The organism is Reyranella sp. (assembly GCF_965228225.1).
GTDB lineage: Bacteria > Pseudomonadota > Alphaproteobacteria > Reyranellales > Reyranellaceae > Reyranella.
This window is the reverse complement of record NZ_OZ245801.1, coordinates 4,265,972-4,289,936: the sequence shown is the minus strand read 5'-3', so window position 1 is coordinate 4,289,936 and position 23,965 is coordinate 4,265,972. Positions and strand designations below refer to the sequence as shown.

The 23,965-nt window shown below is 67.0% G+C and carries 24 protein-coding genes and 1 pseudogene; 16 read left to right on the top strand and 9 right to left on the bottom strand.

The window, feature by feature from the left end; genetic code table 11:
* Positions 1-96 precede the first annotated feature (96 nt).
* Positions 97-2,286 carry a rhodanese-like domain-containing protein gene (locus ACO07K_RS20845; protein ID WP_422031199.1) on the bottom strand — a complete coding sequence of 730 codons (2,190 nt, stop codon included), beginning with the start codon at positions 2,284-2,286 and terminating at the stop codon, positions 97-99.
* Between the two features lie 87 nt (positions 2,287-2,373).
* Between ACO07K_RS20845 and ACO07K_RS20840 the strand changes: the two genes are divergently transcribed.
* The 6 genes from ACO07K_RS20840 (at position 2,374) to ACO07K_RS20815 (ending at position 9,044) form a co-directional block, all read left to right on the top strand.
* Positions 2,374-4,224 carry a transglycosylase SLT domain-containing protein gene (locus ACO07K_RS20840; protein ID WP_422031197.1) on the top strand — a complete coding sequence of 617 codons (1,851 nt, stop codon included), beginning with the start codon at positions 2,374-2,376 and terminating at the stop codon, positions 4,222-4,224.
* Positions 4,225-4,226: 2 nt separating this feature from the next.
* The gene (locus ACO07K_RS20835; RefSeq protein WP_422031195.1) at positions 4,227-5,390 is read left to right on the top strand and encodes a CaiB/BaiF CoA transferase family protein; all 1,164 of its coding nucleotides are present in this window, start codon (positions 4,227-4,229) and stop codon (positions 5,388-5,390) included.
* Entirely contained in the window at positions 5,387-6,010 is a 624-nt protein-coding gene (locus ACO07K_RS20830; protein WP_422031193.1) for a cysteine dioxygenase, read from the top strand. The genes ACO07K_RS20835 and ACO07K_RS20830 overlap by 4 nt, the downstream gene beginning before the upstream one ends.
* Before the next feature lie 85 nt (positions 6,011-6,095).
* Complete coding sequence (locus ACO07K_RS20825) at positions 6,096-7,061, top strand: Bug family tripartite tricarboxylate transporter substrate binding protein (RefSeq protein WP_422031191.1); 966 nt, start codon at positions 6,096-6,098, stop codon at positions 7,059-7,061.
* Complete coding sequence (locus tag ACO07K_RS20820; protein ID WP_422031189.1) at positions 7,058-7,549, top strand: tripartite tricarboxylate transporter TctB family protein; 492 nt, start codon at positions 7,058-7,060, stop codon at positions 7,547-7,549. The genes ACO07K_RS20825 and ACO07K_RS20820 overlap by 4 nt, the downstream gene beginning before the upstream one ends.
* Positions 7,550-7,559: 10 nt before the next feature.
* Complete coding sequence (locus ACO07K_RS20815; RefSeq protein WP_422031187.1) at positions 7,560-9,044, top strand: tripartite tricarboxylate transporter permease; 1,485 nt, start codon at positions 7,560-7,562, stop codon at positions 9,042-9,044.
* Positions 9,045-9,150: 106 nt separating this feature from the next.
* Here the strand turns inward: ACO07K_RS20815 and ACO07K_RS20810 are convergent, their stop codons facing one another.
* Positions 9,151-9,624: a cupin domain-containing protein gene (locus tag ACO07K_RS20810; RefSeq protein ID WP_422031185.1), complete on the bottom strand. Its 474-nt coding sequence runs from the start codon at positions 9,622-9,624 to the stop codon at positions 9,151-9,153.
* Between the two features lie 176 nt (positions 9,625-9,800).
* On the opposite strand from ACO07K_RS20810, the gene moaB reads away from it, so the two are divergent.
* Positions 9,801-10,349, top strand: a complete 549-nt coding sequence (gene moaB, locus ACO07K_RS20805; protein ID WP_422031183.1) for a molybdenum cofactor biosynthesis protein B — start codon at positions 9,801-9,803, stop codon at positions 10,347-10,349.
* A gap of 373 nt (positions 10,350-10,722) precedes the next feature.
* Positions 10,723-11,577 (top strand): annotated as a pseudogene (locus ACO07K_RS20800) (aminoglycoside phosphotransferase family protein); the annotation flags it as partial.
* Here the strand turns inward: ACO07K_RS20800 and ACO07K_RS20795 are convergent.
* Complete coding sequence (locus ACO07K_RS20795) at positions 11,572-12,039, bottom strand: GNAT family N-acetyltransferase (protein ID WP_422031181.1); 468 nt, start codon at positions 12,037-12,039, stop codon at positions 11,572-11,574. The pseudogene ACO07K_RS20800 and the gene ACO07K_RS20795 overlap by 6 nt on opposite strands.
* A 91-nt stretch (positions 12,040-12,130) precedes the next feature.
* Between ACO07K_RS20795 and ACO07K_RS20790 the strand changes: the two genes are divergently transcribed.
* A complete protein-coding gene (locus ACO07K_RS20790) occupies positions 12,131-13,264 on the top strand; it encodes a PA0069 family radical SAM protein (RefSeq protein ID WP_422031179.1) in 1,134 nt (377 codons plus the stop codon).
* 406 nt (positions 13,265-13,670) lie between these two features.
* Here ACO07K_RS20790 and ACO07K_RS20785 read toward each other — a convergent pair whose 3' ends face one another.
* Together ACO07K_RS20785 and ACO07K_RS20780 are read right to left on the bottom strand one after the other, a co-directional pair.
* On the bottom strand, positions 13,671-14,585 hold the full coding sequence (locus tag ACO07K_RS20785; RefSeq protein ID WP_422031177.1) for an AEC family transporter: 915 nt from the start codon (positions 14,583-14,585) through the stop codon (positions 13,671-13,673).
* 12 nt (positions 14,586-14,597) lie between these two features.
* Positions 14,598-15,140: a nucleotidyltransferase family protein gene (locus ACO07K_RS20780; protein WP_422031175.1), complete on the bottom strand. Its 543-nt coding sequence runs from the start codon at positions 15,138-15,140 to the stop codon at positions 14,598-14,600.
* A gap of 30 nt (positions 15,141-15,170) precedes the next feature.
* Here ACO07K_RS20780 and ACO07K_RS20775 point away from each other — a divergent pair, with 30 nt between their 5' ends.
* The 6 genes from ACO07K_RS20775 (at position 15,171) to ACO07K_RS20750 (ending at position 18,776) form a co-directional block, all read left to right on the top strand.
* A complete protein-coding gene (locus tag ACO07K_RS20775; protein WP_298308169.1) occupies positions 15,171-15,779 on the top strand; it encodes a ribonuclease HII in 609 nt (202 codons plus the stop codon).
* Positions 15,780-15,782: 3 nt separating this feature from the next.
* Positions 15,783-16,178, top strand: a complete 396-nt coding sequence (locus tag ACO07K_RS20770) for a VOC family protein (RefSeq protein ID WP_422031173.1) — start codon at positions 15,783-15,785, stop codon at positions 16,176-16,178.
* A 17-nt stretch (positions 16,179-16,195) separates the two neighbouring features.
* On the top strand, positions 16,196-16,822 hold the full coding sequence (locus ACO07K_RS20765) for a glutathione S-transferase family protein (RefSeq protein WP_422031171.1): 627 nt from the start codon (positions 16,196-16,198) through the stop codon (positions 16,820-16,822).
* Between the two features lie 51 nt (positions 16,823-16,873).
* Complete coding sequence (locus tag ACO07K_RS20760) at positions 16,874-17,968, top strand: Acg family FMN-binding oxidoreductase (protein ID WP_422031169.1); 1,095 nt, start codon at positions 16,874-16,876, stop codon at positions 17,966-17,968.
* Positions 17,969-17,987: 19 nt separating this feature from the next.
* Positions 17,988-18,332, top strand: a complete 345-nt coding sequence (locus tag ACO07K_RS20755) for a hypothetical protein (RefSeq protein ID WP_422031167.1) — start codon at positions 17,988-17,990, stop codon at positions 18,330-18,332.
* 78 nt (positions 18,333-18,410) lie between these two features.
* Positions 18,411-18,776 carry a hypothetical protein gene (locus ACO07K_RS20750; RefSeq protein ID WP_422031165.1) on the top strand — a complete coding sequence of 122 codons (366 nt, stop codon included), beginning with the start codon at positions 18,411-18,413 and terminating at the stop codon, positions 18,774-18,776.
* A gap of 163 nt (positions 18,777-18,939) precedes the next feature.
* On the opposite strand, the gene ACO07K_RS20745 is transcribed toward ACO07K_RS20750, so the two are convergent.
* Positions 18,940-20,592 carry a GMC family oxidoreductase gene (locus ACO07K_RS20745; protein ID WP_422031163.1) on the bottom strand — a complete coding sequence of 551 codons (1,653 nt, stop codon included), beginning with the start codon at positions 20,590-20,592 and terminating at the stop codon, positions 18,940-18,942.
* Positions 20,593-20,635: 43 nt separating this feature from the next.
* Positions 20,636-21,532, bottom strand: a complete 897-nt coding sequence (locus ACO07K_RS20740) for a LysR family transcriptional regulator (protein WP_422031161.1) — start codon at positions 21,530-21,532, stop codon at positions 20,636-20,638.
* 93 nt (positions 21,533-21,625) lie between these two features.
* Between ACO07K_RS20740 and ACO07K_RS20735 the strand changes: the two genes are divergently transcribed.
* Positions 21,626-22,504, top strand: a complete 879-nt coding sequence (locus ACO07K_RS20735) for an aldo/keto reductase family oxidoreductase (RefSeq protein WP_422031159.1) — start codon at positions 21,626-21,628, stop codon at positions 22,502-22,504.
* A 66-nt stretch (positions 22,505-22,570) separates the two neighbouring features.
* Here the strand turns inward: ACO07K_RS20735 and ACO07K_RS20730 are convergent, their stop codons facing one another.
* Both ACO07K_RS20730 and ACO07K_RS20725 read right to left on the bottom strand, forming a co-directional pair.
* Positions 22,571-22,810 (bottom strand): hypothetical protein, encoded by a 240-nt coding sequence (locus ACO07K_RS20730; RefSeq protein WP_422031157.1) that lies wholly within the window; start codon positions 22,808-22,810, stop codon positions 22,571-22,573.
* A gap of 15 nt (positions 22,811-22,825) precedes the next feature.
* On the bottom strand, positions 22,826-23,701 hold the full coding sequence (locus ACO07K_RS20725) for an IS1 family transposase (protein WP_422031155.1): 876 nt from the start codon (positions 23,699-23,701) through the stop codon (positions 22,826-22,828).
* Between the last annotated feature and the right edge of the window lie 264 nt (positions 23,702-23,965).

Here is a 23,965-nt window from a genome sequence, read left to right as displayed (position 1 = left end):
CAATGAAAAACGCGCCGGAACCTATGGGCAGGGCCGCGGGGTGTCAAGCGTACGCGACGATGTGACAAGGCCCTGAAATGCAAGCGTTCCGCCGTTCTACCGCTTCAGCACGGAGAACCGGGCGTCGCCGTCGCGCTCGACCTGCGGGACGAGATCGACCTCCCAGTCCAGGTACTGCCGCATGGCCGCCTCGACATCCTCCTTGAAGTCGTACGGCCGGTACCAGACGTCGGTTGGCGGGTCCGCCATCCGGACGTGGCCCGTCTCGACCTCGAAGCCGGCCTCGCGCCACGCTTTCATACCGCCTGTCAGAACGGCAACGGGCAGATCCGGCGTCAGATCGGCGATTTCGGCGGCTGCGAGGGCGCCGAGCTCGGCGTCGGGCGCCACCACGACCGTCCGGAGCACGCCAGCCTGCCTGGTCCGCATTTCCGGCAGGGTGCGCGCAAGATTGGCGCGAACGGCAAACCAGGCGCCCGGCACGTGGCCGTCGCGATATTTCAGGCTGGTATCGAGGTCGATGACAAGGGTCGTGGCCAGTGCTGTCTGCAGCTCGGCCGCCGTCACGGCCGCGACCTCCGGCACGGCGAAGCCTGCCGGGTAGCGCGGCTCGGCCTCGGTCGTGAGCTCGGCGGCCGTCGGCGCATGGTCGAGGATGTAGGTCTCCTTCCAGCCCATCTGCAGCAGCCAGTGCGCCGTCATGGTGGCGCGGACGCCGTCATTGTCGTGCAGCACGATCGTGGCGTTGCGCGCCCCGACATACTGGTCGGTGGCCTGCACGAGCTGGCCGCCGGCGGCATGGCGGAAGCCCGGGAGGTGGCCCTTTGCGTATTCGGCGGGATCGCGCACGTCGAGGCGATAGAGCGGGCCGCCCTTCTTCTCCAGCGCAGCGAGGCCGGCCTTGTCGATCTTCGGAATGCCCATCTTCCCCGCGATTTCCGCAGCGGCCGCCTGCGCGAACTTCGCGGCCTCCGGTCCCTGCGGGCCGAAGCTCCTGGTCTCGCCACGCGCCACCTTGAGGCCGGCCAGGTGCCAGCCCATCGTGCCGTTCTTCAGCGCCATCACCTTGTTGGGCAAGCCGGCGTTGATCAGCGACTGGGCGCCGATGATCGAGCGTGTGCGGCCGGCGCAGTTGACGACGACCAGCGTCTCGGGCCGCGTCACGAAGTCCTTCACCCGGTAGACCAGCTCGGCGCCGGGGCAGTCGATGCCGCCGGGGATCGACATGTTGGTGAATTCCGGCAGCGGCCGCGAATCCAGGATCACCATGTCGGCCTTGTCGTCGATCATCTTCTGGACGTCGGCGGCGTCGATGCGCGGCGTGTCGTTGCCGTGCTCGACGATCTCGCCGAACGCCTTGGAGGGCACGTTGACGCCGGTGAACACCTCGAAACCCGCGTCGCGCCAGGCTTTCAGGCCGCCCGCCATGACCGCGAGATTGGTGTAGCCGAGCCCCGAAAGCTTCGCGGCGGCGCGATTGGCGCGTCCGGCCTGGCCTTCCTCGCCGTCATCCATCAGCACGATGCGCGTATGCGGATCGGGCAGCAGGGCGAGCGCCCGCGGCTCGAGGCGGGAAAGGGGGAGGGGCGTGGCGAACAGCGGATGGCCCTGCGTCGAGAACTCGCCTTCCTCGCGTACGTCGAAGAACGCGAAGACTTCGCCTGACTTCAGCATCGCCTTGACCTGCTGCACCGTGAGCAGCGGCGTCAGGATCTTGGGCCTGGCCATGAAGCGCTTGGCGGTGGCGGTCTTGAGGTCGACGGTCACGCGGCCGGGCAGATGCTCGAGGCTCAGCCCGTAGAAATGGAGATGCAGGGCATTGCCCGAATCGACCGGCGTCTCGATGTGGTGGAAGTCGTCGGGCAGGAAGGCGATCACGTCGCCGCGCTTCAGCGTCTTTTCCTTCGACGGCGCCTCGCGCAGCTGCACCACACCTTCCTGCGCGCCATTGTCGAGCCGTTCGTACACGACATTGCGCTCGGCGCCGTGGACGCCGGCGATGATCGCCCAGGTCGTGTGATTGTGCGGCGGCACCTTCTTGCCGGCGCCGCCGGCGGAGGCATAGAGCGCGAAACGATGGTCGGGATCCTCGCTGAGGCGGTAGATGCCGCCCTCGGCGCCAAGCGGGAACTCTTCCTGCGGAAACAGGTCGGCGCGGCTGGCCAGCGACGACAGCAGGCCGCCGATCTTCTCCAGGCTGGCAGGGGTCACGCCGTCCTTCTCGATGGCGCGGGCCTCGTCGACCAGGTGCCGCACGGCCGCGGCACGCTCTTGATGCAGGTTCATTCGGTCCTCCGTTCCGGGCAGTATAGCCGCACCGGCCCTGGTCGCCGCACCCTTGTCGTATGGGCCGGAGTCAAACTACGGTGGGCCATGCGAATCACCGTTTCCGCCCTTCTGATGGGGGCGGCCGCCCTGATGGCGGCCTCCGCCTCGGCCCAGACCGCCAAGAAGCCCGTCCAGACACAGGCGACCAAGCCCGTGGCGACCAAGGCCGCCACCGCCCGGCCGGCGGCGCGGCCGGCGGGACGGCCGGCGCCGCGCGCCGCGGTCTATGTGCCGCCGCCGCCCGTGGTCGAACTCGACGAGGCAGCCGTCGTTGCCGATCTGCCGACCGTTCTGGATAACGAAACGCGCGACCGCTACCGGCGCATCTTCCAGGCGCAGCAGGCCGGTGCGTGGGCCCAGGCCGACGACGAGATCCGGCAGCTGCAGGACAAGACCCTGATGGGATATGTCGGCGCCCAGCGGCTGCTCAGCCCGAACTATCCCGCCCGCTACGAGCAGCTCGCCGCCTGGCTGCAGGACTACAACGACAATCCCGACGCGCCGGCGATCTACCGGCTGGCGCTGGCGCGTCGCACCCCGGGCGGCGCGGAACTGACGCCCGCCACGTTCGTCGGCTTCACGCAGGGCTCGCCCAACTTCGCGGCCGCCCGCACCGTGAACGGCGCCGATGGCGGCCGCGCGGCCGAGTTGCGCTCGCGGTTGCAGAGCATGGCCGACGATGGCGGTTTCAACGCCGCGTTCGTCCTGCTCGACCGCAAGTCGTCGACCGAGATTCTCGGGCCGCAGGAAGTCGAGCTGTGGCGCGGCCGCCTGCGCACCCGCCAGCTCGAAGCCGATCCCCAGCGCGGTGTGCAGGTCCCGGTCGAGGCCAGCATGCCGCCCGACGCCAACTGGACGGCCGCCATGACGGCCTTCACGCGCGGCGATATGGCTGAAGCGGCCCGCCGCTTCGAGTTGGTGGCCGATGCGTCGCCGGACCGGGCCTCGTCCTGGACCCTGGCCGCCGGCTCCTTCTGGGCCGCCCGCGCCAACCTGCTGGCCGGCAATCCGCAGAAGTACGCGCCCTATCTCAAGCGGGCAGCGCTGCATGGCAGCACCTTCTACGGGCTCGTCGCCCAGAAGGCGCTGGGCATGCAGATCCAGCCCGACTTCGAGCTGCCGGCACTCGACCGGCGCCGCACCGACCTGCTGCGCAACGACCGCGCGGCGCGGCGGGCGCTCGCCCTGCTGCAGCTCGGCGCCACGACGGCGGCCGAGCGCGAGCTGTTCGCCGCGTCGATCGACAACGATCCGCGTTACGTCGAGGCGGTGATGGCGCTGGCGGAGAAGGCGCAGCTGCCCGCGCTCGCGGTCCGCGTCGGCAATGCCAACTGGGACCAGCGCCACAACATCAAGGGCTATGACAGCGGCATGTATCCGATCCCGCCGTGGCAGCCGTCCAGCGGTGCGATCGTCGACCGTGCGCTGGTCTATGCCTTCATGCGCCAGGAATCGGCATTCAATCCCAAGGCGCGCTCCGTGGTCGGCGCCATGGGCCTGATGCAGCTCATGCCGGCGACGGCCCGCGCGGTCTCGGCGCGTTACGCGCCGGAGACCGCGGGCGCCAATCCGTGGGACCCGTCCGTGAACATGTCGCTGGGCCAAGCCTACATATCGATGTTGTTGAGCGAGACCGACGGCAATCTCGTGCGCACCACTGCCGGCTACAATGGCGGGCCGGGCAACGTCATGCGCTGGGACAATTCGCTGAATGCCTCGCAGGATCCGCTGCTCTACATCCAGTTGATCCCGCTTCATGAGACTCGCGACTTCGTGCAGCGCGTGCTGACCAACTACTGGATCTATCAGCTGCGTCTCGGACAGCCGACGCCGTCGCTCGACCAGATCGCCTCGCACGACTGGCCCCGTTACACCCCGCAGGATGGAACCCGCTGAGCATGTTGCCGCTTTCAGGCGTACGCGTCGTCGAATTCTGCCAGGTCCTGGCCGGTCCCTATTGTGGCATGCTGCTGGCCGATCTCGGCGCCGAGGTGATCAAGGTCGAGCCGCCGGAAGGCGACATGATGCGCCAGTGGCCGCCGATCACAGAAGGCTCCGAGGGGGGCTACAGCGAGAACTTCGCCTCGATCAACCGCAACAAGCGCTCGGTCGTGCTCGACCTCAAGGACCCGGCACAGAAGCAGGCGGCGCGCCAGCTCATCCTGTCGGCCGACGTCGTGCTGGAGAACAACCGGCCGGGCGTGATGGATCGGCTGGGCCTGGGCTACGAGTCCTTCCGCGCCGAGAAGCCCGGCCTCGTCTACTGCTCGATCTCGGCCTTCGGCCAGAGCGGCCCGCGGTCGAGCGAGGGCGGCTTCGACGTCACCGTGCAGGCGATGAGCGGCATCATGAGCGTGACCGGCGAGCCCGACGGCGCGCCGGTGAAATGCGGCGTGCCGGTCTCGGACGTGGGCACCGGCCTCTATGCCGCGCTGACCGTGGTGTCGATCCTGCGACGGGTCGCGGGCGGCGGAGCCGGCGCGCATATCGACGCCTCGATGCTGGGTTGCAGCCTCGGCATGGCCGCGCTGCAGACCAGCGAGTTCTTCGGCACCGGGAACGACCCGAAGAAGCTGGGCTCGGCCCATCCGCGCAACGCGCCCTACCAGGCCTTCAAGGCGGCGGATGGACATTTCGTAATCGCGGCCGGCAACAACAAGCTTTGGGAAGCCGTCACCAAGGTGGTCGGTCGCCCCGACCTTCTTGCCGACCAGCGCTTCGCCACGACCCAGTCGCGCGCCGCCAACCAGGTGGCGCTCAAGGATCTGCTCGAAGTCGAGTTCGCGAAGAACGGCGTCGACCATTGGTTGGGCGCCTTCGAGGCCGCGGGCGTGCCGCAGGGCCGCATCAATACCTACAGCCAGATCCTGGCCGACCCGCAGGTCCAGCACATGGGCTGGATCGAGGAGATGGCGCTGCCCTCCGGCGTGAAGACCAGGACCTTCGGCAGCCCGGTCCGGATCTCTGCCACCGACATCTCGAAGCGGCGCGATCCGCCGGCGCTCGGTGCCGACACCGAGGAAGTCTTCGGAACCACCTTCCAGCGAAAGGCTGCGGAATGAGCATCGATCGCCTGCGTCGCTTCATCGGCGACATGACATCCCTGACCGGCGGCGCCTGGCAGGACAAGGACGAGAACGCGATCGTCGACGTCGGCGCGAAGCTCCTGGGCGAGCTTGTGAAGCATGACGACTGGCTGCCCGAACAGGCGGCCAAGGTGCCGGCGCATGGCTATGCGCAGAACCTGCTGTGGTGCGATCCCTTCGAGCGCTTCTGCGTCGTGAGCTTCGTCTGGGCGCCGAAGGCCAACACGCCGGTGCACGATCACGAGATGTGGGGCCTGGTCGGCATGCTGCGCGGCTCGGAAACTTCGCTCGCCTTCACGCGCCATGCCGAAACCGGCGTGCTGGTGCCGGGCGAACTCACCAAGCTCGAGCCCGGCGATGTCGAGGTGCTGGTACCGGCGCCGCGCAACCCGAAGGGCGACATCCATCAGGTCACCAACGCGCTCGACGATCGCGGTTCGATCAGCATCCATGTCTATGGCGGCAATATCGGCGCGGTGCGTCGTCACACGTTCGACGTGAAGACCGGACAGCCCAACCTCTTCGTGTCGGGCTACACCAATCGCGAGCAGCCCAACATATGGGACCGTTCGGCAGAGGTGCGCGCGGCCTGCTGAGAGTTCGCGTGCCGGCACGTCTCGCTTGACCTGAAGCGGGCCCGGCAAGCACTGTCCTTCCCTACAAAAATGGGAGGCAAACAGGATGCATCGTAGAACCGTATTGAAGGGCGGCACCGCCCTCGCGGCCATGACTGTGGCCGCTCCGGCGATCGGCCAGTCAGCCAAGTGGCCGGCGCGCGAGATCTCGCTGATCAATCCCAACGCGCCGGGCGCCTCGACCGATCTCACCGCGCGCATCATCGCGCAGGCGCTCGAGAAGCGGCTGAACGCGACGGTCATCGTGAAGAACGTGGTGGGCGGCGCCGGCGCGCTCGGCCCGACCACGCTCGCCCAGTCGACGCCCGACGGCCACACGATCGGTCTGGTGGCGATCTCGAGCCACGTCGCCATCCCCAACATGATGAACGTCGCCTACGATCCGTGGAAGGCGTTCGACATCATCGGCCAGGTGGCGGCGCTGCGTTACGGCATCGGCGCGCGGGCCGACGGGCCGATCAAGTCGATCGAGGACCTGGTCAACCAGGGCAAGCAGAAGCAGCTCACCTACAGCTCCAACAACGTCACCAACGTGGTGGCGATGTTCCAGCTCGCCAAGCTGACCGGCGCCAAGTTCCGCTGGGTCGTCTTCCCGGGCGGTGTCGAATCGGTGACGGCGGCGATCGGCGGCCATGTCGATGCGGTCATCCAGACGGTCGCCGAGATGCGCCCGCAGATCGAGGCCGGCAAGCTGCGCTTCCTCGCGTCGGCGGCCGAGGCACGCTGGCCCGATTATCCCGACGTGAAGACCCTGCGCGAGCTGGGCTACGACGCGGTCAGCAACGGGCCGTTCGGCTACGCCTTCCCCAAGGGCGTCGATCCGGCCATCCAGGAGCGCATGAGCAAGGCGCTGGCCGACGTCATGAAGGACGAGTCCGTGACCAGCCAGATCGCCAAGCTCGGCATCCAGCCGGTCTATCGCGACGGCAAGGCGTACGGCGAGCTCTTGAAGAAGATCGAGACGGAACTCGTCCCGATCCTCAAGGAAACCGGCATGGCCAAGAAGGCATGATCAGGCTGAGCGGCACGCGGATCGCCACGCTCGGGCTGCTGGCCGCGGCGCTGGTCGGCCTGTGGAAGGCGATGGAACTGGACAGCTGGGGCTTCGACGGCCCCGGCCCCGGCTTCTTCCCGCAGCTCATGGCCGGCATCTGCGTGGCGCTCGCCCTCGTCGTCCTGGCCTTCCCGGGCCAGGCCGGCGAGACCGAGGGCGGCGACACCGACGACGTCGAGGCGACGAGGGAGTCGAACCGCACCTTCGCGATCTACATCGCCACCTTCGCGGTGTTTGCGCTGGGCGCCACGTATGCCGGCTTCGTCGTCACGACCGTCGCCGTGACGGTCGTCATCATGCGCTTCGCCGAGCGCCGCCCGTGGTTCGCCTCGATCGGCTACGGCATCGCCTGCGCCGCCGTCGGCCTGGTGTGCTTCGGCTGGCTGCTGCGCGTCGATCTGCCGGAAGGCCCGATCGAGCGCACCTTCTACACCTACGTTCGCTGAGGCCCGCCGCATGGAAGCGCTGCTGGGTGGCTTCGCCACCACGCTGACCCTCGACAACCTGTTCTACTGCTTCGTCGGCGCGTTCCTCGGCACCGTCGTCGGCATCCTGCCGGGACTGGGGCCGCTCACCACCATCGCCATCCTGCTGCCGATCACCTTCAAGATGGACGTGACCTCGGCCATCATCATGCTCTCGGGCATCTATTACGGCGTGGCCTATGGCGGCACCGTGACGTCGGTGCTGATGCGCATCCCCGGCGAGGCCTCCTCGGTCGTGACCTGTCTCGACGGCTATGAGATGGCGCGCAAGGGCCGCGCCGGGGCAGCGCTGGGCATCGCCGGCATCGGTTCGTTCTTTGCGGGCACGGTCGGCGTCATCGGCATCACCTTCCTGTCGCCGCCGCTCGCCGAGCTGGTCATCAAGTTCGGTCCGGCCGAATACGCCATGCTGATGCTCGCGGGCCTCACCATGGTCACCTACATGTCGAGCGGCTCGCTGCCGCGCGCGCTGCTGATGGCGGCGTTCGGCCTGCTGCTCGGGACCATCGGCAGCGATCCCCTCAACATGACGCCACGGCTCACCTTCGGCGTCCTGGCGCTGGGCGATGGCATCAATCTCGTGCCGCTGGCGATCGGCCTGTTCGGCCTGTCCGAAGTGCTGTTCATGGCGCGGCAGAAGCCCGAGGACATGAAGGTCCTGCCGCCGCCCTCGCACCTGCTGGGCTTCATGCCCTCGCGCGAGGAGGCGAGACGATCGGTCGGTCCGGTCGCCCGCGGCACCGTCATGGGCTTCCTCGTCGGCCTGCTGCCCGGCGGCGGCGCGGTGCTGGCCTCGTTCCTGTCCTACGGCATGGAGCGCAAGCTCTCGAAGAATCCCGAGGAGTTCGGCAAGGGCGCCGTCGAGGGGCTTGCGGGACCCGAGGCAGCCAACAATGCCGGCACCGCCGGCGCCTTCGTGCCGCTGCTCTGCATGGGCATTCCGGCGAACGCGGTCACCGCGCTGCTGCTGGGCGCCTTCATCATCCATGGCGTCACGCCGGGGCCGACCATCCTGGAGCGCCAGCCCGAGATCTTCTGGGGCGTCGTGGCCAGCATGTATATCGGCAACATCATGCTGCTGATCCTGAACCTGCCGCTGATCGGCCTGTTCGTGCGCATCCTCGACATCCCGCGCGCCTATCTCACGCCGATGATCCTCGCGGTCTGCCTGATCGGCGTCTATTCGTCGAACGGCAATCCGGCCGACGTGGTGATCGCGGTGATCTTCGGCTTCATCGGCTACGGGCTGCGCCGCCACGGCTTCGACCTCGGCATCGTCATCCTGGCCTATGTGCTGGGGCCCATCTTCGAACGCTCGGTGCGCCAGTCCCTGGCGATCTCGGACGGCGACCCGATGATCTTCCTGCACAGCTATCTGTCGGCAGGCTTCGCCATCGTGGCGGTCGTGCTGATGGTCGCGGGGCTGTGGCCGAAACGGAAGAAGGCGGCCGGTTAGGGCCGTCTTCGAGTTCTTATCCATTCTGCGCCGTGCGGGTCGGCGCTGTTTACAGCGCCTTGCTCGCGCTTGATGACAAGCGCTGCCGCCCGCGCATCCTCACAAGCTAATGCTTGTGCGGATGGGGATGCGTCGGATCCACCCAGTAGACTTCCTCGACCTTCTCGGCCGGGGTGATGTCGATGTTGATCGCGACGGCCTCGTTGTCGGAGCGGACCAGCACGCATTCCAGCGGCTCGGTGTCCGAGGCGTTGATCTCCTGGTGCGGCACGTAGGGCGGCACGTAGATGAAGTCGCCGGGCCCGGCTTCGGCGACGAACTGGAGCTGGTCGCCCCAGCGCATGCGGGCGCGGCCCTTCACGACGTAGATCACGCTTTCCAGGTGCCCGTGATGATGAGCGCCGGTCTTGGCGTGGGCGTGGATGGTCACCGTGCCGGCCCACAGCTTCTGGGCGCCGACGCGGGCGAAATTGATGGCCGCCGCCCGGTTCATGCCCGGGGTCTGGGCGGTGTTGGTGTCGAGCGATCCGGCGGGAATGACCCGCACGCCGTCATGCTTCCAGTCGGTGGGGGCGGTCATGGTGTCTCCGAGCGGTTCGAGTTTTCGGGGCGGCAATCACTAAAACGCCGCTGTGGAGAGTCAATGGAAAGTCCTGATGCCTTTCCGGTCTTCAAAGGAAAAATCCTTCGGTGGCGTTTGTCGGCTCTGCGATGGCGAACATCGAAGGATGCCGAGTCCTGGGGTATAGTGGATCCATGAACCGCATCGACGAGACCAAGCCCTTCAAGCCGGTGAACATCGCCGTTCTCACGGTTTCCGACACGCGCACGCTCGAGACCGACAAGTCGGGCGACACGCTGGTCGAGCGCATCGCGCGCGACGGCCATGTCCTGGCCGACCGTGCCATCGTCACCGACGACATCGCACTGATCCGCGCGCAGGTGCAGAAGTGGATCAACGATCCAGGCATCGAGGTGGTGATCTCGACCGGCGGCACCGGCGTCACCGGCCGCGACGTCACGCCCGAGGCGCTCGAAGCCCTGTTCGAGAAGAAGATCGACGGGTTCGGCGAAACCTTCCGCTGGATCAGCTTCCAGAAGATCGGCACCTCGACCATGCAGAGCCGCGCCACGGCGGGCGTCGCCAATGCGACCTACATCTTCGCGTTGCCCGGTTCGACCGGCGCCTGCAAGGACGGCTGGGACGACATCCTGCGCCAGCAGCTCGACATCCGCTTCCGCCCCTGCAACTTCGCCGAGCTGATGCCGCGCCTCAACGAAGGCAAGCTGCCGCGCAGTGGCTGACCTCCGAATCCCCCTGATCCTGAGAGGCTGGCCGGAAATGAATTGAATCGATTCAAGCACTTACCTCATCCTGAGGAGCCGCGCCTTGCGCGGCGTCTCGAAGGATGGGCAACGGGCAAGGTGCTTGTTCCCACCCTTCGAGACGGGCGCTTCGCGCCCTCCTCAGGGGGAGGCTATCGGGGCTATTCATAGCCTGTTGTTTTAGCGGCATTCATTTCCGGCCAGACTCTCAGGGTGAGGGCGATCATGACTGACATCCTCGCCGCGATCCGCGAGGGCGAAGCGCTGCCGGCCACTGGGACGGCGCACGGCCATGTTCGTCTGAGGGACGGACGGCTGGCGCGCCTACGCCTACGAAGACGATCCGACCGCGGCGGCGCGATTGCATCTGCAGGCGGAAGCCTTTCGTCATCTCGCGCCGGCGGGGCGTACGCCGAAGCTTCACGAGGTGATCGAGCCGCGGCCCGGACTGCACGGCGGGGCCTTGATCGTCGATTTCATCGGGGGCCTTGCGCCGCGCCTGCCGGACCAACTCGACGCGATGGCCGACACGCTGGCGCGCCTTCATTCGCTGCCACTGCCCACATCCCAGTCTCCGATTCCGCGCCAGGACAATCCGTTCCGCACGACGCTCGATGTCGTGGAGCAGGGGGCCCGACGCTTTCTCGACAAGGCCGTCGCTGACCCCGGTGCCCGGTCCGAGATCATCGAAGAACTCGAACTCATGCGCGACCTGGCGGGCACGCTGGCCGGCCGGCTGCAACCGCTCTCGATGGCGCTGGCCGACACGCATCCCGGCAACTTCATTGTCGATCGCGTCGGGATCGCCTGGTTCGTCGACCTTGAGAAGGTGCATGTCGGCTCGCCGGCGATCGACCTCGCGCACGCTACCTTGCCGACGTCGACTGTGTGGCATCCCGATGTCGGCAAGGTCCTCTGCCTCGCCGAGGTCACGCACTTCTACGAAACCTACCTCGCGCAGATCGGCGAGACGCGCGCCGCCGAGTTGCGCCCCTGGCTTCAGCCGATGCGACGGCTCACCTGGCTGCGCACGACTATGTTCATGGCGCGCTGGAAAGTTCAGACGGAAGCGCCGCGAGATCCTTCCGATCCGTCGCAATGGAGCGACGCCGGCCTGTCGCCCGAGATGAGGGATCATCTTCGGTCGAGGATCGCTTTGTCCTTCGAGCGCGAGACGATCCGCTCGATCCGCTCGGAGTGGCTATAACGGCTTCACCATGCGCAGCGTTTCGGTCTGGAAGCCGCGGCGCTCGTAGAACTCCACGGCATGGCGATTGTCGGCGAACACGTCGAGGCAGAGGAAGCGATAGCCCTGCGCCCGGGCCCAGCTCTCGGCCGACTGCATCATCAGATGCGCGATGCCCTGACCCTCGGCGTCCTCGGTGAGCGCCAGCAGCGAGACGTAGCCGCAGGGCTCGTCGGTCACCCCGTCCTTGAACGGGCGCATGTGGATGTAGCCCAGGCGCTTTCCGTCGGCCGACCAGGCGACGAGCGTCTGCGCGCCCTCGTCGACCTTGGCGAAGGTCGCTTCCATGTAGCGGTCCTGGAAGCCTTCCATCGCGGCCAGGTCGTGCCAAGCGGGGCCGGGCACGCCGGACAGGCGCGGCGACAGGCTGTGCAGGAAGTCTCGATCCTCGGGGCGGGCGGGGCGTAACTCGATGGCGCTCATGACTTCTCTCTAGGGGTGGTCCTAAGCGGAGACAATGAACCCCTAGAGACAGTGGCTTGACTCGTTCTCTTTTTGTTCTAAGACTCGGTGCATGAAAGAGCCCGTCCCGCCGCTCTACCCGGACGACCAGATCGCCGAACCGCAGCACAACGGCCGCGGTGCGCTCAGCAACGCGACCAGCCGCTATGACGACGAGAAGCGCATCCGTACCAACGACGGCTGGGACATCGAGGACGAGCTGCCGCCGCTGCGCACGACGCTGACGAAGGATGCCACCCGCACCATCATCGCGCGCAACAGCTCGCCCGACATTCCGTTCGACCGCTCGATCAATCCCTATCGCGGCTGCGAGCATGGCTGCATCTACTGCTTCGCGCGGCCGACCCATGCCTATCTCGGCCTGTCGCCCGGCCTCGATTTCGAGACGAAGATCCTGTTCAAGCCCGAGGCGGCGGCTCTGCTGACGGCCGAACTCGCCTCGCCGAAATATCGCTGCGACGTGGTGGCGATGGGCACCAACACCGACCCCTATCAGCCGGTCGAGCGCGACCTCAAGATCACGCGGCAGATCCTGCGCGTGCTCAGCGACTTCAACAATCCCGTTGGCATCGTCACCAAGAACCACCTGATCACCCGCGACATCGACATCCTGGGAGACATGGCCAAACGCAACCTGGCCGAGGTGTTCCTCTCGGTGACCACCCTCGATCGCGACCTCGCGCGCACCATGGAGCCGCGCGCCTCGGCACCGCATCGCAGGCTCGACGCGATCCGCGAACTGGCCGCCGCCGGCATTCCCGTCGGCGTGATGACGGCGCCGATGATCCCCGGCCTCAACGATCACGAAATGGAATCGATTCTCGATGCGTCGGCGGCGGCCGGCGCCACGCGCGCGGGTTACACGGCGCTGCGCCTGCCGCTCGAGATCAAGGAACTGTTCGAGGAATGGCTGCGCGCCAATCGGCCCGACCGCGCCGATCGCGTGCTGTCGCTGATCCGCCAGATCCGCGGCGGCGAACTCTACAAGGCCGAGTTCGGCACGCGCATGAAGGGCGAGGGCCCGATCGCGCAGCTCCTGAGCAAGCGGTTCGCCGCCGCGGTGAAGCGCCTTGACCTCAACAGGGTCCGCTATCGCCTCGACACGATGCGCTTCGCGGTGCCCGCCGCCGCCCGCACGGCATTGGTCGACGCCAAGCGCGACGCCAGGCAGATGAGGTTGTTCTAGAGCTTCCCAAGCAGAACAGAATCATACCCACTCCTCATGCTGAGGAGCGCTCCCCCTCGAATACCTCGGGGTAAACTCAGGAGCGCGTCTCGAAGCATGGGCACGAGCACCGCCGCCGTCGTCCATCCTTCGAGACGGCTGCTGCGCAGCCTCCTCAGAGTCTGGCCGGAAATGAATGCAGCTAAAACAAGAGGCTATGAATAGCCCCAATAACCTCACCCTGAGGAGCATCGCGCAGCGATGCGTCTCGAAGGGTGGGAACGCGCACCTTGCCTGTTGCCCATCCTTCGAGACGCGCCGTGGAGTTTACCCCGAGGTACTCGAGGGGCGGCGCTCCTCAGGATGAGGTATGTGCTTGAATCGATTCAATTCATTTCAGGCCAGACTCTCAGGATGAGGGCAATGCTCACGACAGCAGCAGCGTTCGCACGAGCGGCAGGGTCACGAAGGCGAGGACCGTGTCGACCATGATGACGAAAGCCAGCGTCTCCTCGTCGAGCTTGAACTTGCCGGCGATGATGAAGGACAGGAGCTGGCTCGGCATCGCGGCTTCCAGGATGGCGGCGTTGCTGTAGACGCCGGTGAGCCCGAGCGGGCCCACGGCGCTGAAGACGACCAGCGGCGCGAACACCAGCTTGATCGCCGCAACGGGGAGGGCGAGCGCCATCAGCCTGGTGGCCGAGAAGCGCAGCGCCATCCCCAGCGACAGCATCATGATGCCGCTGACCGCCACGGCGAGGATCGAGGCGGCATCCATGACAACGGCCGGGCAGGGCACACCCGAGACTTTCCACAGGATCGCTGCGACCAGCGCCCAGATCGGCGGCAGCTTCAGCGCCTCCAGCGCGGTCCGTCTGAAGGTGATCGGCTCCTGGCTGCCATAGGCGATGGCGATCATGGCGCCGATCGTGAGGTTGAGCGACGACTTGGTGACCTCGAACAGGACCGAGACTTCGGAGACCTGGTCGGCCTGGCCGGGAAAGACCCCGAGCAGCACCGGCAGGCCGAGATAGGTGACGTTGCCGAAGGCCGCGCCCAGCATCATCGCGCCCTTGGTCGGGCCGGGGATCGGCAGGAAGTGGAACACCAGGAAACCCACCGCCAGGCACGACAGCGTGCCGATCGCGGCCAGGGCGGGGATTTCGAGGAACAGGCGGCTGATCGTGCCGTCCATGACGGTCCGGAACACCAGCGCCGGCAGGAAGACGTAGAGGACCAGTCTGTTCATCGACTGGCGGGTCTGCTCCATGCCGGGAATGAAGTGGCGGAGCAGGGCGCCCACGAAGGCGATGGCGGCGAGAGGCAGGAAGGCAGCGATCATCGGGGCCGAACTCTAGTCGAGGAACTCCACTTTGGGCCACAGGTCGCGCCAACGCTTGCCCTCGACCCGGGCATCGTACTCGTGGCGTCGGGTGCGCCCGTACGGCGTCGGGCGGCAGCGCAGGTTCAGGAGATCGTCGGTGCCGAGCGGGGCGATGACGGTGAGTGTGTCGTCGGCCTCCAGGCGCACGCCGACCCCCGTCACCGTCTCCAGCCAATAGGTCATGGCGTCGGCGGTGTCGCGATGCGGCGGCAGGTCTTTCCAGACATGCATGCGCGCCTGGTTGCGCACCTCCCAGGGCAGGCCGGGCAGCAGCGCCTCCAGCTGTCGCTCGAAGGCTGTCTCGCGTTCGCGCGAAACCTCGCTGGCGTCGAAAAAGAGGACGTCGATATCCACAGGCAGGCGCGCAGGCACGATGCCGTGCAGATGGTCCCAGACCCTGTTGCGCACGAATCCTGCGGCAATGCACCAGTCCGGCAAATCGAGTCTGCGCACCGCACGTAGCTGTTCCATCGCGATGGTGTCTTCTGCGATGATGCGGACGATGAGGGGCATGGCTCAGTCTAGCCGGCCTCGATGGGGATAATGCCAAGCTTCAGATTCGAACTGCGGTGCGAGGGGCGTGTTGCCGGCATCGACGAGGCCGGTCGCGGGCCGCTGGCGGGGCCGGTCTATGCGGCAGCGGCCGTCATCGACCGCACGCGCGCGGCGCGCAAGCTGCTGCGCATGATCGACGATTCCAAGAAGCTGACGCTCGAACAGCGCGAGGAGGCCTACGAGGCCATGATCGCCTCGGGTGTCGTGCAGTTTGCCGTGGCCGAGGCCAGCGTCGAGGAGATCGACAGGGTCAACATCCTGCAGGCCACGTATCTCGCCATGCGCCGCGCCGTGCAGGCGCTGGTCGAGCAGCCGGAAGTCGTGCTGGTCGACGGCAACCGCGCGCCGCCGCAACTGGGCTGCCGCGCCGAGACCATCGTCGGCGGCGATGCGCATTCCTATTCGATCGCCGCCGCCTCGATCTTCGCCAAGGTGACGCGCGACCGCTACATGCACGCGCTCGCCCTGACCTATCCGGGTTACGGCTGGGAGACCAACCGCGGCTACGGCAGCCAGCAGCATCTCGAGGCGCTGTCGCTGCTGGGGCCCACACCGCACCACCGGCGCAGCTTCGCGCCGGTCACGCGCCTGGTGTGAGGCATGGGCCTCGGCTCGATCCGTAACCTCGACTACGTGGTCCTGCTCTGCGAGGACCTGGCCCGTGCGCGGCAGTTCTATCTCGAGGTGATGAAGTTCCGCCTGGAGCGCGAGACGCCGCGCTGGGTGAGCTTCCATGTCGGCTCGGGCCTGCTCTGCCTGCGGCCCCGCACCCTCGAAGGCACCTTCCAGGACGGGCCCGGCGCCCCTTCGGGCTCGGCCTCGGTTCAGCTCGCTTTCCGCGTCGCGCCGCCCGAGATCGACGAGATCCAGGCCGAGCTGGCAGCCGCCGGCGTCGACCTCATGGGCCCGCCGCGTGACATCCCGGCCTGGGGCCATCGCGCGATCTTCTTCCGCGACCCCGACGGCAACGTCATCGAAATCTACGCCGAAGTCTGACGGCAGGAGAAACATTCATGCTCAAGCTCTACTACACCGCCAGTACCTGCTCGCTCGCCACGCACATCGCGCTGGAGGAGGTCGGCGCCGACTATTCGACGGTGCGCATCGACTTCGCGGCGGAGCAGCAGAAGTCGCCCGAATACCTGAAGATCAATCCCAAGGGCCGCGTGCCGGCGCTGGTGACCGACAAGGGCATCCTCACCGAGACGCCTGCGATGCTGGTCTATGTGGCGCAGCTCTTCCCGCAGGCGCGGCTCGCGCCGATGGACGATCCCTTCTTCTTCGCGCAGATCCAGTCATTCAATTCCTATCTCTGCTCGAGTGTGCACGTGGCGCACGCCCACCGCATGCGCGGCCATCGCTGGGTCGATGCCGACGACGCGCATTCGATCGCCGCCATGAGGCGCAAGGTGCCGGAATCGGTCGGCGCCGGCTTCGAGATGATCGAGCACGAGATGCTGAAGGGCCCGTGGGTGATGGGCGATCACTACACGGTCTGCGACGCCTATCTCTTCACGCTGGCCCAGTGGATCGAGAAGGACGGCGTCGACCTCGCGCGCATCCCGCGGGTCGTGGATCATCGCCGCCGCATGGCGGAGCGGCCGAGCGTGAAGAAGGCGATCGCCGAGGAAACCGCCTGAGGTGGCGCGCCGGGGCACGTGGCTTTCCCGGCGGGAAAGCGATCACCTGCCATGAACAGACGACACCTTCTCGTCGGCGGCACCGCCGTGGCGCTGGCCGGGGCGGGCCTTCTCACTCTCGGCCTGCGGCAGATGGGGTCGATGGAGGAGTACGACAGCGCCGTTGCCGCGACACGGGCGGCTCTGGCCGAACGGCCCGAGATCCGGGACCTGATCCGCTACGCCACCCTGGCCGCGAACGGACACAATACCCAGCCGTGGCGATTTGGCATCCGGCAGGACCGGGTCGAGATCCTCCCCGACCTCGCCCGGCGAACGCCCGCGGTCGACCCTGACGACCATCATCTGTTCGTGAGCCTCGGTTGCGCGGCGGAAAATCTCGCGCTCGCCGCCGCGGCGCGCGGGCGTGCGGGTGAACTCAGCTTCGATCCGGCGAACGAGGGAACCGTCGCGTTCACGTTCGGCGGCGGCAGGCCCTCCGCGCCCGCCTTGTTCGACGCGATTTCGCACCGGCAGTCGACGCGGAGCGAGTATGACGGCCGTCCGCTCGGCGCCGCCGAGCTGAGAAGCCTGGCCGCCGCCGCCGACACGCCCGGCGTCGATCTCGTCTTGATCACCGACCGGTCCCAGATCGACCGCGTGCGCGATCTCGTCGTCGCGGGCAACAGCACGCAGATGGCCGACCCCGCCTTCATGCGCGAACTGAAGGCGTGGCTGCGGTTCAGCCCGCGTCAGGCGATCGAGACCGGCGACGGGCTGTTCAGTGCCACGACCGGCAACCCGGCGCTTCCGTCCTGGTTGGGGCCGCTCCTCTTCGATCTGGTCTTCAAGCCCGACGCCGAGAACGACAAGTATGCCCGCCACATCCGATCTTCGGCGGGTCTGGCCGTCTTCGTGTCGGAGCGCGACGACAAGGATCACTGGGTGCGCGCCGGCTATGCCTGCCAGCGCTTCGCGCTGCAGGCGACGGCGCTTGGCCTCAAGACCGCGCACATCAATCAGCCGGTGGAAGTGGCAAGCCTGCGGCCGGAACTGGCGGCGCTGATCGGCGTGACCGGGCGCCGCCCCGACCTCGTGCTGCGGTTCGGCCGTGGACCTGCGCTTCCCTTCTCGGCGCGTCGACCCGTGGAAGCGGTGCTGACCTGAGGTCATGGCGGGTTCCTCCATGTCCGGGCCCTGGGTGCTGACCGTCATCAAGGCCGCGCACACGATCGTGTGGGTGTTCTTCGTCGCGTGCATCCTCGCGATCTGGGTCTTCGCCTCACGGGCGGACTACCTCAACGCCGCGCTGCCTATCGGCCTCGTCACGGGCGAGGTCGTCGTGCTCGCCTTCAACGGATGGACGTGTCCGCTCACCGCCGTTGCCGCGCGACATACGGACGATCGTCGCGCGAACTTCGACATCTATCTTCCGGAGTGGCTGGCACGGCACAACAAGTCGATCTTCGGCACCTTGTACCTGGCCGGCCTTGCTTTCACCCTCGCGCGCTGGACCCGTCTGCTGCCGTAGGAAAGTTGCCCGTAGCGGGCTCTTGCGGGATTTCTTCAGGCCTGCGTTTATGCCGGGACCAACCCGATGAGGCCGCGCATGTCCAGACTTCTTCCGTCACTGATCCTCGTTCTCGGCCTGATGGCGGTGGGGGCAGGTTCAGTCGTTGCCCAGCCAGGGCCGGTCCAGACGCCACCGGCTGCGCGAGAAGCGATCGAGAAGGGCAAGGAGTCCGCCGCGGAGCGTGCCCGCGCGATCGGGCCGGAACTGAAGGCGCTGCGGGACGAGATGGCCGCGCAGGTCGGCGAAGTGCGGAAGCTCATCGACAAGAGGGTCGATGAAGCCGAGGCCAAGGCGCGCAGCTACGCGCTGTTGGCGGCGGGTGGCTTGTTCGTGATCATGGTTCTGGCCTCGGTGCTGGGAGGCGTGATCGTCACGCTGCTGTTCCGGCGCAATCGCGCCTGAGGTCTTTCCGACAGAGACGGACTCATACCGGACCTTCCAAAAGCACCTCACCCTGAGGAGCGCGACGCAGGAGCGCGTCTCGAAGGGTGGGCACGAGCACCACGTCTGTTGCCCATCCTTCGAGACGCACGCCTTCAGCGTGCTCCTCAGGATGAGGTAGACTCTAGCCCGCCAGCACGAGGTCGCTCGCTTTTTCGGCGACCGCGGTCACGGCGGCGTTGCTCATCGCCGCCGGCAGGCCCGGAAGGACCGAGGCGTCGATGACGCGCAAGCCCGCGACGCCCTTCACGCGCAGGGCCTCGTCGACGACGTCGCCGAGGCGGCAGGTGCCGGTGGGATGGTGGAACGAATCCGTCGCCCGGCGGATGAAGTCGTGGCGGCCGGCTTCGCTCGTCCAGGCCGGTCCGGGATAGATCTCGTTCGCCCGCCAGTCGTCGAACGCCCTTGCCGCGCCGATCTCGCGCGCGATCTCGACACCCTTCGCCAGCACCGCGAGATCGTCGGGCTCGCCCAGGTAGTTCGGATCGATGATCGCCGCGGCCCGGGGATCGCGGGAGGCGAGCCTGACGCTGCCGCGGCTGCGCGGCCGCAGGTGGCAGGGCACCAGGACATAGGCCGGCGCGGAAAGAGGGCCGACGGTCGGCCGCACGAACGGCACCGACAGGCACATGATCAGAATGTCGGGGCTCTCGCTGGCCGTCGCGTGCGGCACGTAGAGCAGCGAGTCGCAGTGATTGTAATGCGAGGCCGGGACCGGGCGACGCGCCTGGTAGGCCACGCCGGCCAGCAGCAGGTGATCTTCGAGATGGCGACCCACGTCCGGCAGGTCGGCGGCGCTGGCGATTCCCAGCGCCCGCAACTCGTCCGCCGGGCCGATGCCCGACAGCATCAGCAGGCGCGGCGAATCGATCGCCCCGGCGCAGAGCAGCACGTCGCCCTGGGGCCGCAAGACCCGGTCGGCCAGGCGCACGCCGAGACAGCGGCCGCGCTCGATCTCGAGGCCGAGCACTTCGGTGCCGGCGAGCAGGTCGACCTGCGCGTCACCGGGACCGCTCTCCAGACTGTCGAGATAGGCGGTCGCTGCATCGTCGCGCCGGTGGCCCTCGATGCTGAGCTGGTTCCAGCCCACGCCGGTCGTGCTTTCCCCGCCAAGGTCCGGCGTCACCGGGAATCCCGATTCCTGCGCGGCTGCCATGAAGGCCGCGGCGACCGGTGTGCGGTCCGTGACGTCGGCCAGCGACAGGACGTGTAGCGGCCCGCTGCCGCCGCGCCAGGCATTGGCGCCGCCGGAGAAGGTTTCGGCGCGCTTGAAGTAGGGCAGGAGGTCGGCGTGACGCCAGCCGGCCGGCCAGCGGTCGTAGGCCGCCGCATGGCCGCGCTGGTAGGCCAGCGCATTGATGATGCTCGATCCGCCGACCGCCTTGCCGCGCGGACAGGTGATCGTGCGGCCGTCCAGCCCGGGTTGCGGCGTCGTCACGTAGCACCAGTCGAGCGCGCTCTCCTGAAGGGTCGGCCAGGCCGGTGGGGCCGCGACGGCCGGCAGGTCCGCACGCACGCCGGCCTCGATCAGGAGGATGCGTCGCCCGGCCCGCCCGAGCCGATGTGCCAGCACACAGCCCGCCGATCCCGCGCCCACGATGACATGGTCATAAGCCGCGCGGAGGTGCTCGGGCGACGTCAGGGTACGGATGCCACGGGCCGCCTTCGCGGGCGACGAAATCCCGGCAAGCGCAACGCCCCCGGCCATCGCGGCGCCCAGCGCTTCGCGGCGCTTCAGTCCGCCCCTGCCGTCCTCGAAAGATCGTGTCCCGCTCATCCCGCCCCCAGTCGAAAGTCCCTGCGTCGCGGCAATCCTATGTTCAAGTCTTGATGAAATCGACGAAGGCGCGCAGCGGCGCCGGCAGATGGCGGCGGCCGGGATAGTAGAGGAAGGGTCCCGGGAAGCTCTGCCACCAGGGCACGAGCACCGGTTCGAGGGCGCCGCTGTCGAGATGGGGGCGCAGCCATTCTTCGAAGTGGTAGACGATGCCGAGACCGGCGACGGCGGCACTGACCGCGAGGTCCGCCGCCCCGGAAAGACGCACCACCAGCGGCCCGGTGGGATCGACCCGCACCACTTCGCCGTCGCGCTCGAATTCCCAGGGCGGCATCGCGCCGCTCGCGAACTGCCCGCGCAGGCAGGCGTGCCCGAGCAGATCGCGTGGATGCATCGGCCGGCCGCGCACCTCCAGATACTCGGGCGAGGCGGCGGTGGCGAAACGCTGGACGCGCGGACCGATCGGGACCGCGATCATGTCCTGCTCGAGCCTTTCGTCGTAGCGGATCCCGGCATCGCAGCCGGCGGCCAGGACATCGACGAAGCTGTCCTCGACGATGACCTCCAGACGGATGTCCGGATAGGCCTTCAGGAAGGGCGCCACGATCGAGGGCAGCACCAGATGCGCCGCCGCGCCCGGGACGTTGAGGCGCAGTGTTCCGACCGGCCGGTCGCGAAAGCTGTTCACGACGTCCAGCGCCGCCTCGACCTCGCCCAGCGCCGGCGTCAGCCGTTCGAGGAGGCGGGCGCCGGCTTCGGTCGGGGCGACGCTGCGCGTCGTGCGATTGAGCAGACGCACCCCGAGCCGCGCCTCGAGCCGTCGCACGGCCTCGCTCAGGCTCGACGCCGACACGCGGCCCAGCCGGGCGGCCTCCCGGAACCCACCGGCTTGGGCGACCGCTGCGAAGGCGGAGAGATCGTTCAGGTCGTCCATCGCCATTGTGCATAATTTCGCACAGGCCGTCGCGATTGGGCAGGATTATCGCTCATGGAGGCAAGGTCCATATGTCGGCGGTCACCACAGGAGATTTTCATGACACAGGTCACCTCCGGGACCTTCCGCCTCGGCACTCGATCCGTGAAACGCCTGGGCTATGGCGCGATGCAGCTCGCCGGGCCGGGCGTCTTCGGTCCGCCGCGGGATCGCGCGGCCGCGCTCGCCGTCCTGCGCGAGGCCGTGGCGCGCGGCGTCGATCACATCGACACCAGCGATTTCTACGGTCCCCACGTCACCAACCAACTCATCCGCGAGGCACTCCATCCCTATCCGGACGGGCTGGTGATCGTGACCAAGGTCGGCGCCGTGCGCGGCGACGACGCCTCGTGGAACCCGGCGTTCACCGCGGCCGATCTCACGCGCGCGGTCCACGACAACCTGCGGAACCTCGGCGTCCCGGCGCTCGACGTCGTCAATCTCCGGGTCATCATGGGAAGCGACCATGGGCCGGCCGAAGGGTCGATCGAGGCGCCCTTCACGGCGCTGGCTGAACTGCAACGGCAGGGGCTGATCCGCCATCTCGGCGTCAGCAACGCCACCCCGGCGCAGGTCGCCGAGGCGCGCGGCATCGCCGAGGTCGTCTGCGTGCAGAACCACTACAACATCGCCCATCGCGCCGACGATGCCCTGATCGACGAGTTGTCACAGGCTGGAATCGCCTACGTGCCCTTCTTCCCGCTGGGCGGCTTCACGCCGCTGCAGTCCTCGACCCTCTCCGAGGTCGCGGCTGAGCTGTCGGCGACGCCGATGCAGGTGGCGCTCGCCTGGCTGCTGCGGCGCGCGCCCAACATTCTCCTGATCCCCGGCACGTCTTCCGTCGCCCACCTGCACGAGAATCTGCACGCGGCAGACCTCGAACTCACCGATGAAGCGTTCGGGCGCCTGGACGCGATCGGCAGGACGAAAGCGGGTTGACGGATCGGCGGCTCTTCACTGCCGCCCTAGTTAGGTAGTGGCGCAGTTTGAAACCGAAAGGCTGATCTAGGTCTGGTCGCTATAGAGCCAGAAGTGATCAAGTGTACCCGGACCTTTGTGTGTCTGGGCCAGCCTGTAGAAATCCTGTAATGCCACGCCGAGATTTCCGGCGCTGATGGTCGAGTGCTCGAACGTGGCGGTCTTCTTCCCCCTGACAAAGCCGACATCCGTCAAGCTCTTGACGAGCTTGTTCCGGAGCACGCTGTTCTTTTCGCCATCTACCGAGAACCTGATGATCACACGCATTTTACCCTCCCCTCCCTAGATCACGACTCCGGGTTTGTTATAGGGACTTCGTTTTGCAGGGCCAACCGGCTGGCTTAGAGTGGCGATCTCCTCCAGCGACCAGACGTGATCTGTAACGGCAGCGGCCATCGCTGGGGTGACCCGCAGCGTCCTATGGATGCGCGCAAAGTTGTAGTGCATCAGATGCAGCGAGACTGCCCATGCGTGGTTTTCGACCTTCTTTGAGAAGGCATTCGTCAACCGAGTGAACCGGCGGCAGCCCGTGCGCAGGGGCGAGTTGGCGCGCTCGGCATAGAACGTGTTGACGAAATGCTTGTCCGGCATGCCGCGAACGACTTGGGGTGAGGTGCCAACGCAATCCGCCAGACTGTACCGACGCTCCGGGCCTTCGGGCGCGGAGCCGTAATGCTTGATCAGCATCGCATAGTCGACCTTCCAATCAGGCTGCGCATCGAAGGCCGGCAGGTAAGCGCGGTTGCCGTCCGGGGTGATCTGAACACGCTGGGACAACCGCTTGCGCACGTCTGCCACAAAAATCGCGGCAGATTGAGCGCTGCGGTCGCCGACGAACCACGACGGGATCAGTTTGGTGTCCGCGCAGATTGCGGTCCATGTCCAGACATCGCCAAGGTCCTTGTCTACGTCGTCTCCCGTGGCGTTGCGGGCGTTCTTGCTGACGAAGGACCAAATCTCGTCCATCTGAAGACGCTGGCATTTCAAGCCCATGAGCGCGCGGTCTTGATGACCGGAGCAAGCCATGCCGGCTTCGATCAGGAGCTTGGTCACGGTGTTGTTGCTTACGTCCGCAAGCCGTGAGGCGGCGCGCATGGACATGCCCTCGCAAAGCATTCCGACGATCTGAGCGCGCTTGGTGAGAGGGAGTGATTTCATGAGAGGCATTGTAGTCTGTCGATGGAGTCCGCCAAGCATTTTGTGCAGTATAGAGTCCAAGCCTTCCCGTTGCCGATTTCTTCGGCGGAAATCGAATCTTGACGTCAAATCAGTGGGTTGGTAAAAGAATAGGCCGAAGACCGTTAGGTGTTTGCCCACCTAACGGCCAACGACCAACAAAAAAGAACTCACCTCATATCTCGTCCAGCCTTTCACCAGTTCACCCCGCTGCAAACGGGTCCTAGTCACCCACTAGGCTTGGTA

Bases quoted from the DNA above. Each gene is read 5' to 3' on its own strand.
- ACO07K_RS20845 (WP_422031199.1), bottom strand. From the start codon at position 2,286: ATGAACCTGCATCAAGAGCGTGCCGCGGCCGTGCGGCACCTGGTCGAC.
- ACO07K_RS20840 (WP_422031197.1), top strand. From the start codon at position 2,374: ATGCGAATCACCGTTTCCGCCCTTCTGATGGGGGCGGCCGCCCTGATG.
- ACO07K_RS20835 (WP_422031195.1), top strand. From the start codon at position 4,227: ATGTTGCCGCTTTCAGGCGTACGCGTCGTCGAATTCTGCCAGGTCCTG.
- ACO07K_RS20830 (WP_422031193.1), top strand. From the start codon at position 5,387: ATGAGCATCGATCGCCTGCGTCGCTTCATCGGCGACATGACATCCCTG.
- ACO07K_RS20825 (WP_422031191.1), top strand. From the start codon at position 6,096: ATGCATCGTAGAACCGTATTGAAGGGCGGCACCGCCCTCGCGGCCATG.
- ACO07K_RS20820 (WP_422031189.1), top strand. From the start codon at position 7,058: ATGATCAGGCTGAGCGGCACGCGGATCGCCACGCTCGGGCTGCTGGCC.
- ACO07K_RS20815 (WP_422031187.1), top strand. From the start codon at position 7,560: ATGGAAGCGCTGCTGGGTGGCTTCGCCACCACGCTGACCCTCGACAAC.
- ACO07K_RS20810 (WP_422031185.1), bottom strand. From the start codon at position 9,624: ATGACCGCCCCCACCGACTGGAAGCATGACGGCGTGCGGGTCATTCCC.
- moaB (WP_422031183.1), top strand. From the start codon at position 9,801: ATGAACCGCATCGACGAGACCAAGCCCTTCAAGCCGGTGAACATCGCC.
- ACO07K_RS20795 (WP_422031181.1), bottom strand. From the start codon at position 12,039: ATGAGCGCCATCGAGTTACGCCCCGCCCGCCCCGAGGATCGAGACTTC.
- ACO07K_RS20790 (WP_422031179.1), top strand. From the start codon at position 12,131: ATGAAAGAGCCCGTCCCGCCGCTCTACCCGGACGACCAGATCGCCGAA.
- ACO07K_RS20785 (WP_422031177.1), bottom strand. From the start codon at position 14,585: ATGATCGCTGCCTTCCTGCCTCTCGCCGCCATCGCCTTCGTGGGCGCC.
- ACO07K_RS20780 (WP_422031175.1), bottom strand. From the start codon at position 15,140: ATGCCCCTCATCGTCCGCATCATCGCAGAAGACACCATCGCGATGGAA.
- ACO07K_RS20775 (WP_298308169.1), top strand. From the start codon at position 15,171: ATGCCAAGCTTCAGATTCGAACTGCGGTGCGAGGGGCGTGTTGCCGGC.
- ACO07K_RS20770 (WP_422031173.1), top strand. From the start codon at position 15,783: ATGGGCCTCGGCTCGATCCGTAACCTCGACTACGTGGTCCTGCTCTGC.
- ACO07K_RS20765 (WP_422031171.1), top strand. From the start codon at position 16,196: ATGCTCAAGCTCTACTACACCGCCAGTACCTGCTCGCTCGCCACGCAC.
- ACO07K_RS20760 (WP_422031169.1), top strand. From the start codon at position 16,874: ATGAACAGACGACACCTTCTCGTCGGCGGCACCGCCGTGGCGCTGGCC.
- ACO07K_RS20755 (WP_422031167.1), top strand. From the start codon at position 17,988: ATGTCCGGGCCCTGGGTGCTGACCGTCATCAAGGCCGCGCACACGATC.
- ACO07K_RS20750 (WP_422031165.1), top strand. From the start codon at position 18,411: ATGTCCAGACTTCTTCCGTCACTGATCCTCGTTCTCGGCCTGATGGCG.
- ACO07K_RS20745 (WP_422031163.1), bottom strand. From the start codon at position 20,592: ATGAGCGGGACACGATCTTTCGAGGACGGCAGGGGCGGACTGAAGCGC.
- ACO07K_RS20740 (WP_422031161.1), bottom strand. From the start codon at position 21,532: ATGGCGATGGACGACCTGAACGATCTCTCCGCCTTCGCAGCGGTCGCC.
- ACO07K_RS20735 (WP_422031159.1), top strand. From the start codon at position 21,626: ATGACACAGGTCACCTCCGGGACCTTCCGCCTCGGCACTCGATCCGTG.
- ACO07K_RS20730 (WP_422031157.1), bottom strand. From the start codon at position 22,810: ATGCGTGTGATCATCAGGTTCTCGGTAGATGGCGAAAAGAACAGCGTG.
- ACO07K_RS20725 (WP_422031155.1), bottom strand. From the start codon at position 23,701: ATGAAATCACTCCCTCTCACCAAGCGCGCTCAGATCGTCGGAATGCTT.